This is a genomic window from Andreprevotia chitinilytica DSM 18519, from assembly GCF_000711875.1.
GTDB lineage: Bacteria > Pseudomonadota > Gammaproteobacteria > Burkholderiales > Chitinibacteraceae > Andreprevotia > Andreprevotia chitinilytica.
In genome coordinates this window covers 57,885-70,486 of record NZ_JONM01000002.1, presented here as the reverse complement: position 1 = coordinate 70,486, position 12,602 = coordinate 57,885, and the positions used below count along the sequence as shown (strand labels likewise).

Sequence of the window (12,602 nt, the reverse complement as noted above, 5' to 3'; positions counted from 1 at the left end):
GCCAGCGCAGCGGAGCCTCTCAAACTGCACTCATCCCGTCAAACCGTTCTCGACCGCATATACCGCCACTTGCACCCGGCTCGTCAGGTTGAGTTTCTTCAGGATGTTCTGCACGTGGATCTTCACCGTGCTTTCTGCCACATCCAGATGGCGGGCGATTTCCTTGTTGCTCTCGCCGCGAGCGAGGCAGGCCATGATCTCGCGCTCGCGCGGGGTGAGTTTTTCATGCTCGGCGTGGGCTGGCGCAGCAGCCACGCCTTGCGCGCGGAACTGGGCGACCAGCTTGGCGGTCATGTTGTCGGCGATGACCGGTTCACCGCTGGCGGCGCGGCGGATGCTGCTCACCAGCGTTTCCACCTCGATATTCTTCACCAGATAGCCCCGTGCGCCTTGGCGCAGCGCCTCGGCCAGTTCTTCGGCTTCTTCCGAAACGGTGAGGATGACCACGGCGGCCTCGGGCACTTCTTCGACCAGCAACTGCAACGTTTCCAGACCGGACAAGCCGGGCATGTTGAGATCGAGCAAGATCACATCCGGCCGATGCACCTTGGCGCGCTTGACCCCTTCCAGCCCGTCGGCCGCCTCGGCCACGATCTCGAAATCGCTCTGCCGTTGCAGCAATTGCCGCAAACCGGAGCGGAACAGCGTGTGATCGTCGATCAACAAAATGCGGATGGTCATGGCTATTGGTTTCCTTGGCGGATTCAGCGCTTGGCTCAGGCGGGCTGGCGCTGCGCCGCCGGCAAGTTCAGCGTGACCGTCACCCCTTGTCCCGGCGACGTGGCGAACGTCAGTACCCCACCGATGCGTTCGGCCCGTTCTTGCATGATGGCGAGCCCGATATGTCCTTGGCGTTGCGCGACCTCTGCCGGATCATAGCCGTCGCCATCATCGCGTACGACCAATGCGAAGTCCCGCTGGTTATACACCTGCACGACGACATGGCGGGCGTTGGCGTGCTTGCGGATGTTGGATAGCGCCTCTTGCAGCACGAACAGCACTTGCAATTGGGTTTCCGGCGTGAGCGGCGCACCTTCGTCGCGTAAATCCAGTGCCACCGCTACGCCGCTCTGGTGTTCGAAACGCGCCACCGTTTCCCTGATGCCGGTCATCAGCTCGCCTTGCTCCAGCTTGGTGCGGAAATTGGCCAGCAGTTCGCGTACATCCTGATAGCTTTCCTGCACGCCGGTACGCAGCAGGGGCACGATGGCGGTGATGTCGTCGCTTGCGCTGCGGGCCACGGCATCTTCCAGCATCTGCACCTGGAAGTTCAGGAAATTGAGGCCTTGCGCCAAGCTATCGTGCAGGCCCTGCGCCACCAGATTGCGCTCCTGAACCATGGCCAATTGACGCGCCTTCGCAGCCAGTCGCCGGTTTTCCAACGCGACGCCCAGGTGCTGGCCCAAGGTTTCAAGCAGGTGGGTTTCTGCGATGGAAAGCGCGTGTTGTTCGCGATAGTGCAGCGAGAACGAGCCCAGTATCTCGTTACCGGAGACGATCTGGAACACGGCGAGGCTGGCGAAGCCCTCTCGGGTGCATTGATATGATTCCGGCTGCGGCAACTGACGAAAATCGCGGACCACGACCACACCGTGCCGGGCAGCCCGGCCGCAGAAACAATCGTCCACCTTCATGCAGTGTTCGGCATTTTCCAGTGACGGCGGAAGGCCGTCGGCCACGACCAACAACAGCTTCTCACCCTCCGGGTCTACCGCGCGGATGCTGCCACCATCCGCACCGAACTGCGCGCGAACCCGCTGCAGAAAGCCGCGACACATGGCATCAATCTCGATGGGCTGGTTGAGAAAGGCCGCCATGTCGCAGAGCGTTTCCAGCTCGCGATTTTGTGCAGCCAATCTCGCGGTCTTCGCGGCAACCCGCTCTTCCAGATCGTGATAAAGGCCGGCCAGCTCTTCGGCCATGCGGTTGAACCCGACTGCGAGCACGCCGAATTCGTCCCGCGTTTCCACCGGCAGGCGTACACCAAACTCGTGCGCAGCCATGCGTGCCAGACCATCCTGCAGGCGCTGCACCGGCACGATGATCCACAGGTACAGCAGATAGATCATGGTCAGCGTGCCAACACAGGCAATGACGATGAGTATCCCTTGTGACAGACGCAGCAGTGTCGTCTTGCCGGTATTGTCGGCCTCGATCATGCGCACCAAGTGGTCGGCTTCCTGCACGAAATCTGGTAGCGCCGCGAGGTAGGCATGGCTGGATTGGCCAGCGAGCGCTGCTTCGGCCATCGGTTGCAGGTGTTGGCGCCACAGGAGTGTGACGCGGGCAAATTGAGCGCGGATAGCCGGGTCTTCCGGCAGTAGCAACGGGCGAGCCGGCACGCCTTGATCCAGACGAGTGAGCGTGGCCTGTTGCTCTTTCAGCGTGATTACTGCTTGCGGCCCGGCCGCGCCATCGGTTTTGAGCAACTCGATCCCCAGCAGGTTGGCCCGCATGCGCAGGCTGCCGGTGTCGTTGATGGCCGCCGCCGCGCCTTCCAGCTTCCAGGACAGCCACAGCGTCCAGCCGATCATGGTCAGGACGACCAGCAGCGCAGCGACGCTGATCGCGACGATGCGGGTGGAAAGCCGGTGACGCGGAGCCGGCTCGGTGGCCGGAGGGATGGCGCTCATGATTCAACCTTGTCGAGTACTTGGGCAGTGCTGCAACCGCAGCGCTACCCACGGCGTACTTAAGCTTGCCAGCGCGCCAGTGCGGCTTCGTCAGTCGCCTTGGCCTGTACCCAGCAACGGGCTGCAGCGTGTTCTTCGCACTTCCAGAACGGGGCGACCGACTTGAGGTAATCCATCAGAAATTCGACGGCCTGCAGCGCGGCCTGCCGATGGGGCGCAGCGGTCAGGACGAGGACAATCTGCTCGCCGGGAACAAGCCGGCCTACCCGATGCACCACGCTCACCGCCAGCAAGCCAAAACGGGCGACGGCACGCTCCGCCAATTCTGCTAGCACTCGCTCGGTCATGCCAGGGTAATGCTCCAATGTCATGGCGCTGAGTGGCATGGCGGCGGCTGGATCATTGCGCACGCGGCCGATGAAACTGGCTTGCGCGCCGCAGGCGTGAACCGCATCGGGCTGCCGGGCAAGTTCGGTGGTCAGATCGAAATCGCCTTGCTGTACGGCGATATGGATAAAGGCCATGCTCAGCCCCCGGTAACGGGCGGGAAGATCGCCACCTCGCTCCCTTCGGCCAGTCTGGCATCCGCGTCGGCAAGCATCTGATCCACCGCGATACGGAAGGATTTGCCCACGGCGAGTTCAGCCGCCCAGTCGCCACCGCGAGCGCGGAGTACTTCAAGCAGATCAGCCACGGTAACGCAGCCGTCTGGCAACGGGAGTTCTTCCGCAGTGCGGCCGAAGGTCTCGCGCAGGCGTGCAAAGAAAAGCAGCTGAATAGTCATGGTGTGTTCCTCGATGGTCACTTGCACTGGGGGCTGGCGTCACGTCACCCACCGGTCTGCGCCATGAAACGAATGATTTTATCGGGGCGAGTATTGAACTCGTGCCGTTCCGGCTTGGCGGCAATGCCGCGCCGGATCGCGGCGATCAGTTCGGCATCGCTCGCGCCGGCGCGCAGCAGGGTGCCGAGCGGCACCTGATCATCCTGACCGAGGCAAAGATGCAGCGTGCCATCCACCGTCAGCCGTACCCGGTTGCACGCGGCGCAGAAATGTTGCGACAGCGGCGTGATCACGCCCAGACTCATGCTGCCATCGCGGCTGATCCAATACCGGGCCGGGCCGGCATCGCGGCCTTTGATTGCCGGCAGCAAGTTGTAGCGTTGCGCCAGCGACTGGCCCAGCGTGGTTACGTCCACAAAGCGGCTGCCACGCCCGGCATCACCCATGGGCATGATTTCGATCAGCCGCAGCACAAAACCCTGCGCGAGCGCGAAAGCGACCATCTCGTCTACGTCCGCCTCGTTGACGCCGGCTTGTACCACCATATTGAGCTTGATCGGCGCGAAGCCGACCTGCTTGGCAACGCCCAGCCCTGCCAGTACTGCCGCAAGCCGATCGCTGCCGGCGATGCTGGCGTAACAGCGCGCATCCAGCGTATCGAGGCTGACATTCAATCGGGATACGCCGACGGCTTTGAGCGCTGCCGCGTGGCGGGCAAGTTGGGTGGCATTGGTCGAGAGGGAAAGATCGGTCAGGCCATCCAGCGCCGCGATGCCACGAGCCAGATCGACCACGCCGCGCCGCAACAGCGGTTCACCACCTGTCAACCGGACCTTGCTCACCCCGAGCCCGGTAAACAGCCCCACCAGCCGCAGCATCTCGGCATGCGTGAGCCAATGGGCTGGCTCGGCAAAATCCTTGAATCCCTTGGGCAGACAATAGCTGCAGCGCAGATCGCAACGATCGGTGACCGAAACGCGCAGGTAGTCGATGCGGCGACCGAAGCGGTCGATGAGCGAGGGGCTTGGGGGGTGGGAAACCGCAGAACACGACATGGTGGCAGCCGGGGGAAGTCTTGCCCCCATTGTGTTCAAGATGAGCCACGGCGACCATTCGCAGGGTGAACTAGTCCTTTTGGCTAGCCCTTCGCCGCCCCCTTCCGCAGAAGGGGGACGTGCGACCAGCTCAGCGGGGACGCACCAGTTGCCATGCCCGGCCCAGATAGGTGACGGAGGCAAAGCCGCTCCATGCATGCACCATCCGCGTGAACGGGAAAATGACGAACAGCGTGATGCCCATGAACAGGTGCGCCTTGTAGATCCAGGGCACTTCAGCGATCAGTCCAGCCGCTCCGCCCCGGAAAGTCACGATGTGCTGTGCCCAGCTCATCAGCAGCCCCATGACGTGCCCATCCATGTGATCGGTCGAGACGACGATGGAGGCGAGCCCGAGGCCCAGCGTGACCAGAATCCACACCAGCAACAACTTGTCACCCGGACGAGTCACGGCGCGAATGCGCGGGTCGGTCAGGCGGCGATGCAGCAGGATCAGGAGACCAGCGAGGCACATCAACCCGAACGCGCCCCCGGCAACCATCGCCACCATCTGCTTGAGTTCATGGGTTACGCCCAGCGCTTGCCACACCGCGAACGGGGTCAGCAGGCCCACGGCATGACCAAAGAACAGGCCGAGAATGCCGACGTGGAACAGGATGTTGCCCAACGGCAGCTGGCCGCGATGCAGCACCTGAGAGCTATCGGTTTTCCAGGTGTATTGCTCGCGCTCGAAGCGCACCAGACTCCCCAGCAGGAAGATCGCGAGGGCGATATAGGGGTAGATGCCGAACAGAAATTGATTCAGGTAATTCAGGTAAAACATGACGATCTCCTCAACGTCGGCACTACGCCGGCACCCGTGGATAAAACTGCACGGTCTGCACCGGCTTGGCATGAAGGGCGGGCTTGAGCAGCGGCTCGGTGCCATCCGGGCTGGGGCCGAAGGTTTCCAGCAGCTCGTCCATGTCCCGCACCGGCGGTTCGACCAGCGGCAATGGCGCAACATCGGTCAGGCCGCGCAGCACGTCGAAGATCGCCGCATAAGGGCTGCCATTGCGCGCCAGCCGCTCGCCGATGGCCGCGATCACATGGATGGCATCGTCGAGAAACGGCTGGGCTTCGTCATCCGGCAACTGGCCGAGAAACTCAAGGAACAGCGGCAAGTAGTCCGGCAATTCGCCCCCGCAAGGCTCGAAACCGCGCTGCTGATATTCGCGCAGCAGATCGACCATGGCCGAACCCCGATCACGGCCTTCGCCGTGGATGTGCTCGAACAAGTGCAGCGCATGCCCCGGCGAGCGATCAAAGGTGGCGACGTAGTTTTCCTGCAGCGCGATCAGGTCGTGCTGCGCCAGCCAGGTGGTCAGCGGCGCCAGTTGCAGCGACGCCGACCGGGTGGCTGGCGACTCAAGCAATAGCGGGTCGATCTCGCCCAAGGCATCCAGCAGCGGCTGTTCGGGATAACTCAGCAGCGCACTGGTCACGCGATAGAGCCGGTTCATACGCCCTCCTTGTGCTTGCGCGATTTGGGCATGTTCACGTAGATCACGCTGCCTGCTTTCTTCTTGCCGAACAGCGAGCCTTCCGAGTGACCGCCCGAGCAGCCATTGCCGAAACTGAAGCCGCACGCGCCTTTCTCGTTGAAGCTGTCTTCCGCCATTTCCTTGTGGCTGGACGGGATCACGAAGCGGTCTTCGTAGTTGGCGATGGCCATGGTCTGGTACATGTCCTCGACCGTTTCGGCGGTGAGGCCGACTTGCCGGAGCAGCTCGGTATCACCTTGGCCATGCACCACTTCGCCGCGCTTGAATGCACGCATCGCAAGCAGGCGCTCCAGCGCCGTGACGACCGGTTTTTCCTTGCCGGCGGTGAGCAGGTTGGCCAGATAACGCACCGGAATCCGCAGGCTCTTCACGTCCGGAATGATGGTATTGCCGACAGTCTGATGCGGCATCTGGCCGGACTCGGCCGCGCCCTGGATCGGCGATAGCGGCAGCACATACCAGACCATCGGCAAGGTGCGGTACTCCGGGTGCAGCGGAAAGGCCACCTTCCATTCACAGGCCATCTTGTACACGGGGGATAAGGCGCACGAATGCACGCGCCCATTCATCGGGAGAAGGGGGTCGGCAGCTGCAAAGGAACTAGGCCGGTTGGTGGAGCACGGCGCGATCTACACGCGGATGGAGGCCGCCAAAAAATCAAAAAGCCCGAGCTGTCTTGCTCGGGCTTTTGAAATGGGATACGCCGCCGCTGGCGATGCCAGCCTAAACCTTGCCCAGATCCTTGGCGGTAAAGAAGGCATCCGAGAAGAACTCGTCTTCCGGCAGGTTGCGGGAGACAAAGTGCTTATAGGCTGCTTCGACCATCACCGGCGCGCCGCAAGCGTAGACCTGCCAGCCGGACATATTGGCAAAATCGTCGAGTACCGCTTCGTGCACGAAGCCGGTGCGACCTTGCCAGTTGTCTTCCGCCAACGGTTCGGAAAGCACGGGGATGAAGGTGAAGTTGGGCATGTCCTGCTGCCACTGGCCAGCGAGCTGCGGCATATACAGTTCGGACAAGGTACGCGCGCCCCAGTACAGGATCATTTCGCGCTGGATACCCTTGTTGATGGCGTGCTCGATGATGCCCTTGATCGGCGCGAAGCCGGTGCCGGTGGCGATGAAGATGATCGGCTTGTCGCTGTCTTCACGCAGGAAGAAGGAACCAAGCGGGCCGGTGAAGCGGAAGATTTCCCGTTCCTTCATCTGGCTCCAGATGTATTCGGAGAACGCACCGCCCGGCACGTGACGGATGTGCAGCTGGATATGCTCGCTATCGTGCGGGGCGTTGGCGATGGAGAAGCTGCGCTTCTTGCCATCCTTGGTGTGGATATCGATGTACTGGCCGGCGAGGAATTGCAGCCGCTCGGTGGCGGGCAGCTTGAGCGAGAGCACCGCGACGTCATGCGAGACCTTGTCGATTTTCTCGACCCGGCACGGCAGCGTCTTGATCTGGATGTCCTTGGTGGCTGCCACTTCGCGGCATTCGATCACGATGTCGCTGAGCGGTTTGGCGCAGCAGAACAAGGCCATGCCGCGTTCCATTTCGGTTTTGGACAGCGCCGAATCGGCATGCGAGCCGTGTTCGATTTCGCCGGAAATCACCCGCCCCTTGCAGGCACCGCAGGCACCGTTCTTGCAGCCATACGGCATACTGAAGCCACTGCGAATGGCGGCATCGAGGATGAATTCCTGTTCATCCATGACGATTTGCTGACCGGAAGGCTGGATGGTAAGTTGTTTGGACATCGTTTTACTGTTCGTTCGCTATTCAAATCAGATTCAAATCAAGTTCAGATCAATTGCAACACAACACACATTTACTGCCAAAACCTGCTCTACGACGCAAACCACGTCTCTTGATCGTTGGCTGCGGCGATGTACTGGCCCGCGCCTTGCCGTGGCTATCGCAACGCTTTCGCATCTATGCCACTGCCCGCAGCACCGAAGCCGCTGCCCGGTTACGCAGCTTGGGCGTGGTGCCGGTTGCGGTCGATCTGGATCAACGTATCAGCCTGAAACGACTCGCCTGTTTGGCGGACTGGCTGATTCACAGTGCCCCCCCGGCTAACGCGGGCAAGACTGACCAACGTACCCGGCGGCTGGTCGCTGGCCTGCATGCAAATCGCCAGCGGAAAAACGAGATTTTATCACACCCCTCCGCCCCGACCCGGCGGCGTGCCGTTTACATCAGCACGAGCGGGGTTTACGGCAATGGCGACGGCGCATGGCTGGATGAAACCCACCCGATTGCACCCGACACCGACCGCGCCCAGCGCCGCGCCTCGGCAGAACACACTTTGCGTGGCTGGGCACGCCATCAAAACGTGCAACTGGCCTTGCTACGCGCACCGGGCATCTACGCCGCCGACCGCTTGCCACGCACGCGGATCGAGCGCGGCGAGCCGGCCATCCAGTCAACAGAAGATAGCTTCACCAATCACATCCATGCCGACGATCTGGCCCATGCGATCTGTCTTGCCTTGTTTCGTGGCAAGCCGCTGCGGGTCTACAACGCTTGCGACGATGCACCGCACAAGATGGGTGACTGGTTTGATACCGTCGCCGACCATCTCGGCTTGCCGCCCCCGCCACGCGTGAGCCGCGCCGAAGCGCAACGCGTGTTGTCGCCCGCCATGTTGAGTTATCTGAATGAATCACGCCGGCTGAAAAACCGGCGTTTGAAGGAAGAACTGCGGGTACGTTTGCAGCACCCGACCGCAAAACTTAACTAGGTCTATTCCAGTCGGCGAGCGAGCCAAAGCAGGTTGATGCCGTCCGGGGCGCAGGAACCGGAATGTACTTACATGTACATGAGGATTTCGAGCACAGGACGGTGCCAACCTGCACAGGCGCAGCCGCCGAATGGGATAGACCTCAGCCGGTCAGCGCCTTGCGTTCCCGCTCCAGCTGCGCCATCAGCCGCTGTAGATTGGCCTCGGCACTACGCGACAGATTGACGAACTGGCAGCCCACCTGGAACTGCAGCCCCATATGCGTGGCGATTGCTCGCTTGGAGCGGATTTGCAAATCAGCCGCCAGCACACCGCCAGCACCGAGATCGAGATGAACTTGTAGCAGCACCATGCCGATTTCGAGCTTGGCTGCATCCTGTTGCGTGGCACGCAAGCCAACGCCGCCGAGCGAGAGATCATGCAGATTGATTTCGAACTTGCTGCCTTCCAGCGAAAACGCCGCTTTGTAGGGTCGCCCGAATGGGGTTTCCAGCCGGAAGAATTCGCGCCGCTGCAGTTTGATCAGGTCATCCGGAAAGTCGGCATAGAACGCCGGCTTGCCCTCGAATTGCGCTTGCGACACGTCATGCAAGGCAAACTGCACCTTCACCCCGTCCGGGGATGCGACAAACAATTTACGGTCTGCCAACAGTAGCGCTTTGTTGGTGTGTTCGCTGCCACCCCAATCGAAGCTGAATGTCCGCTCGCGGATATCGACTTCAAGGATTCGCGTGAGCAGGAACTGGCGGCCTTCGTTGAAATAGACGGTCACGAAATCGCCGCGGTTGGCGAGCTGGCGCAACACGGCACCGATCTCCAGCGGGTTGGTCAGCCGGTACTGGGCAATATCGTCGCCCTCCACAATCGGGCTACTCGCCGATGGTGCCTGTCCGTCTGAATTTTGCGCTTGGTCGCTCATGATGCCTTCAACAACTCACCCAAATCGTGCGCAAGCACTTTCGGGCCTGCACCGTAATTGACTAATACACGCAATTTACCATCGCGATCCAGCAAATACGTCCCTGCGCTGTGGTCCATCGTGTAATTGGCACCTTCGCCCTGCTTCTGCGCAATGACCTTGTATTGCCCCTCGACCTTTTCCACATCGGCTGGCGAGCCAGTCAGACCAATGAAACGCTTGTCGAACGCCGGCACATATTGCGACAACACGGCCGTGGTATCGCGCGCCGGATCGACCGTCACGAACAGCACCTGAACCTGATCGCTCTGTATGCCGAGCTGTTGCAGTGCGACCTTCATTTCGCTCATCGTGGTCGGGCAGACATCGGGGCACTGGGTGTAGCCAAAGAACAAGGCGACGACCTTGCCTTTGAAATCCGACAACTTACGTACCTGGCCAGTATGGGCGGTAAGCTGGAAATCGCCGCCGAAATCGACCCCGGTCAGATCGGTGCCGTCAAAACTGGGGCGTGAGCATGCGGCCAGCAAAGCCAGCATTAGCAACACACCCCATTTTCGCAATAAACGTCGCATCGTTAATCCGTGCCAGCTCAGAACCGGCAATGTGTCAGTTTGGAACCGCGGATGATTCACCGCAAGCGCCATCATCAATAAAGCTGACATTACGCCAGCATAAAGCCCGTTGCAATGCGTCAGGAGCAAACGGGATTTCGGCCAACAGGGGCGCACCGAGGTGAGCCGTCAAATAGCCAAGGTTTTCTGCATAACGACTCATTGCCGGATCGATCTGATTGGCAATCCAGCCGACCAACGGCAACCCGCTCGCCCGGATCGCATGCGTGCTCAGCAGAGCATGATTGATGCATCCCAACCGCATACCGACCACCAGGATCACCGGCGCGGCGAGCTTCACCGCCAGATCGGCCATGCTTGCTTCATCCGATAGCGGGGCCAGCCAGCCTCCCGCCCCTTCGACCAACAATATATCGGCCAACGGTGACAGCTGATCGGCGCAGCGCGCCAGGTGGTCGAGCGAAATCGTCACGCCGGCTTCGCGTGCAGCCAGATGCGGCGATATGGCTGGCTCGAAACGATAGGGATTGGTCAGCTCGACCGGGGCATCGACATTGCTTGCGGCGCGGTGCGCGGCGACGTCGGCATTCCACAATGTACCGTCACGCCACTCACAACCAGAAGCCACTGGCTTCATCGCGACCACCTGCTTGCCCGCCGCCGCAAAAGCACGCAGTAATTGGCTGGTGGCAACGGTCTTGCCAATATCGGTATCAGTGCCGGTAATGAAGTAGCGCCCTGCGTCCATGATGGTCATGACGAAGAGGAGCGCGGTCGGAATTCGATGATTTGCCGGCCATCCGGCAGCGTTGTCGCGGGCTTGGCCTCAGGTTTCCACGCATGGCCGTAGACGACCTCGTAACTGCATGGCAACACGCCATCGCGCCGGAATGCCTCGTACTGCGCCAAGACCTTTTGCCAAGCGGTCTTGCCCATCATGCCTTGCCGACGACCATGCGTGAGGTTGTGCGCGCCAATGCCTTTCAGGTCATCCATCACGCCGCGTACGTCGGCATAGGTCATGGTGAGCATTTCCATATCCATCACGGGCGTGGAAAGGCCGCCATGCACCAGAGCATCACCGAGGTCGTGCATATCGATGAACTGGTTCACGTGGCTGTTGCCGTCGATACCGGCAAAGGCGGCGCGCAGCTCTTTGAGCGTATCCGGCCCGAGCGTCGAGAACATCAACAGCCCACCCGGCTTGAGCACGCGGGTGAATTCGCGAAAGGCGGCATCCGGTGTATTGCACCATTGCAGGGTCAGGCTCGACCAGATCAGATCGACCGAGGCATCGGCCAGTGGCAGCGCTTCGATATCGCCACAGATCTGCACGGGCTGGCGGCCGCGCAAACGGTTGAAGAGTTGCTTGAAACCACCAGCGTGCTTGGCACGCGCCACCTTAAGCATGGCTGGTGCGAGATCCAGCTCGATCAGCTGGGCATCCGGGTAGCGGGCCTGCAAGGTTTTACCCATGTAGCCGGTGCCGCAGCCGGCATCGAGCACCATCAGCGGCTGAACCTTGATGTAGTCAAGCCGCTCGGCCATGCGATCGGCGACTTCGCGTTGCAGCACGGCAGCGGCATCGTAGCTGTGCGCGGCGGCGTCAAAGCTGGCGCGGATCGCGGCTTTGTCGGTGTAGAACGATTCGTTGCTGGCCTGACTCATGCTGGTTTCTTGCCGAACTTCTCACGCATGGCGCCGGTGACGACCGGAATGAACGAAATGACGACGATGGCAATCACTAGCACCGACAAATTCTTGCGGATGAATTCAACGTTGCCGAAGAAGTAACCCAGCGTGACCAGCCCGCCCACCCACAGCGTCGTGCCGAAGACCGAGAAAGCCAGGAATCGCAGGTAGGGCATCTCACCCACGCCAGCCACGAAAGGCGCGAAGGTGCGGATGATCGGCAGGAAACGCGCCAGCGTCACGGTTTTGCCGCCGTGGCGTTCGTAGAAGGCATGCGTGCGGTCGAGGTAGTCGCGGCGGAACAGTTTTGAATCGGGGTTGGCGAACAGCTTCTCGCCCAAGGTACGGCCGATCAGATAGTTGGTGCTGTCACCGAGAATGGCCGCGGCCATCATGGAAGCCACTACGATAAACGGGTCCATCTTGCCCAGCGCGGCGACGAGGCCAGCCACGAACAGCAGCGAATCGCCCGGCAGGAATGGCATCACGACCAAGCCGGTTTCGCAAAAGATCACCGCGAACAGCAGCAGGTAGACCAGCGTGCCGTACTGGGTGGCCCAGTCCGCGAGATGAACATCAAGGTGCAGAAATATATCGATCAGGTTGAAAGCCATGACGTGACCCTGTTAATGAGAAAACGCCGACGAGTGAGTCGTCGGCGTATC

Annotated in this window: 14 protein-coding genes and 1 pseudogene; 1 reads left to right on the top strand and 14 read right to left on the bottom strand. The window is 61.0% G+C overall.

Going from position 1 to position 12,602, the window contains the following annotated elements; genetic code table 11:
- Positions 1 to 30 precede the first annotated feature (30 nt).
- From BR41_RS03055 to BR41_RS03015, 9 genes and pseudogenes are all read right to left on the bottom strand, one after another.
- The gene (locus tag BR41_RS03055) at positions 31 to 681 is read right to left on the bottom strand and encodes a response regulator (RefSeq protein WP_035052762.1); all 651 of its coding nucleotides are present in this window, start codon (positions 679 to 681) and stop codon (positions 31 to 33) included.
- A 35-nt stretch (positions 682 to 716) separates the two neighbouring features.
- Positions 717 to 2,633: a type IV pili methyl-accepting chemotaxis transducer N-terminal domain-containing protein gene (locus tag BR41_RS03050; RefSeq protein WP_035052761.1), complete on the bottom strand. Its 1,917-nt coding sequence runs from the start codon at positions 2,631 to 2,633 to the stop codon at positions 717 to 719.
- A gap of 59 nt (positions 2,634 to 2,692) precedes the next feature.
- On the bottom strand, positions 2,693 to 3,157 hold the full coding sequence (locus tag BR41_RS03045; RefSeq protein WP_035052759.1) for a molybdenum cofactor biosynthesis protein MoaE: 465 nt from the start codon (positions 3,155 to 3,157) through the stop codon (positions 2,693 to 2,695).
- A gap of 2 nt (positions 3,158 to 3,159) precedes the next feature.
- A complete protein-coding gene (gene moaD / locus BR41_RS03040; protein ID WP_035053587.1) occupies positions 3,160 to 3,417 on the bottom strand; it encodes a molybdopterin converting factor subunit 1 in 258 nt (85 codons plus the stop codon).
- A gap of 44 nt (positions 3,418 to 3,461) precedes the next feature.
- On the bottom strand, positions 3,462 to 4,472 hold the full coding sequence (gene moaA, locus BR41_RS03035) for a GTP 3',8-cyclase MoaA (RefSeq protein WP_035052757.1): 1,011 nt from the start codon (positions 4,470 to 4,472) through the stop codon (positions 3,462 to 3,464).
- Between the two features lie 130 nt (positions 4,473 to 4,602).
- Positions 4,603 to 5,286 carry a respiratory nitrate reductase subunit gamma gene (gene narI, locus BR41_RS03030; RefSeq protein ID WP_035053584.1) on the bottom strand — a complete coding sequence of 228 codons (684 nt, stop codon included), beginning with the start codon at positions 5,284 to 5,286 and terminating at the stop codon, positions 4,603 to 4,605.
- Between the two features lie 31 nt (positions 5,287 to 5,317).
- A complete protein-coding gene (gene narJ, locus BR41_RS03025) occupies positions 5,318 to 5,974 on the bottom strand; it encodes a nitrate reductase molybdenum cofactor assembly chaperone (RefSeq protein WP_035052755.1) in 657 nt (218 codons plus the stop codon).
- Positions 5,971 to 6,555: pseudogene (gene narH, locus BR41_RS03020) on the bottom strand (nitrate reductase subunit beta); the annotation flags it as partial. The pseudogene narH and the gene narJ, both read right to left, overlap by 4 nt.
- A 184-nt stretch (positions 6,556 to 6,739) precedes the next feature.
- A complete protein-coding gene (locus BR41_RS03015) occupies positions 6,740 to 7,765 on the bottom strand; it encodes a CDP-6-deoxy-delta-3,4-glucoseen reductase (protein WP_035052753.1) in 1,026 nt (341 codons plus the stop codon).
- 110 nt (positions 7,766 to 7,875) lie between these two features.
- Here BR41_RS03015 and BR41_RS03010 point away from each other — a divergent pair, with 110 nt between their 5' ends.
- Positions 7,876 to 8,751 (top strand): SDR family oxidoreductase, encoded by an 876-nt coding sequence (locus BR41_RS03010; protein WP_245615790.1) that lies wholly within the window; start codon positions 7,876 to 7,878, stop codon positions 8,749 to 8,751.
- Between the two features lie 142 nt (positions 8,752 to 8,893).
- On the opposite strand, the gene BR41_RS03005 is transcribed toward BR41_RS03010, so the two are convergent.
- The 5 genes from BR41_RS03005 to BR41_RS02985 are packed head-to-tail and all read right to left on the bottom strand — an operon-like array spanning position 8,894 to position 12,551.
- On the bottom strand, positions 8,894 to 9,670 hold the full coding sequence (locus BR41_RS03005; RefSeq protein WP_035052751.1) for a flagellar brake protein: 777 nt from the start codon (positions 9,668 to 9,670) through the stop codon (positions 8,894 to 8,896).
- Positions 9,667 to 10,245 (bottom strand): SCO family protein, encoded by a 579-nt coding sequence (locus tag BR41_RS03000; protein ID WP_035052749.1) that lies wholly within the window; start codon positions 10,243 to 10,245, stop codon positions 9,667 to 9,669. Before BR41_RS03000 ends, BR41_RS03005 begins: the two co-directional genes overlap by 4 nt.
- A gap of 34 nt (positions 10,246 to 10,279) precedes the next feature.
- Positions 10,280 to 11,002 carry a dethiobiotin synthase gene (bioD, locus tag BR41_RS02995; protein WP_245615789.1) on the bottom strand — a complete coding sequence of 241 codons (723 nt, stop codon included), beginning with the start codon at positions 11,000 to 11,002 and terminating at the stop codon, positions 10,280 to 10,282.
- Positions 10,999 to 11,913 carry a malonyl-ACP O-methyltransferase BioC gene (gene bioC / locus BR41_RS02990; protein ID WP_035052747.1) on the bottom strand — a complete coding sequence of 305 codons (915 nt, stop codon included), beginning with the start codon at positions 11,911 to 11,913 and terminating at the stop codon, positions 10,999 to 11,001. Before bioC ends, bioD begins: the two co-directional genes overlap by 4 nt.
- Positions 11,910 to 12,551 carry a DedA family protein gene (locus BR41_RS02985; RefSeq protein WP_035052745.1) on the bottom strand — a complete coding sequence of 214 codons (642 nt, stop codon included), beginning with the start codon at positions 12,549 to 12,551 and terminating at the stop codon, positions 11,910 to 11,912. The genes bioC and BR41_RS02985 overlap by 4 nt, the downstream gene beginning before the upstream one ends.
- Between the last annotated feature and the right edge of the window lie 51 nt (positions 12,552 to 12,602).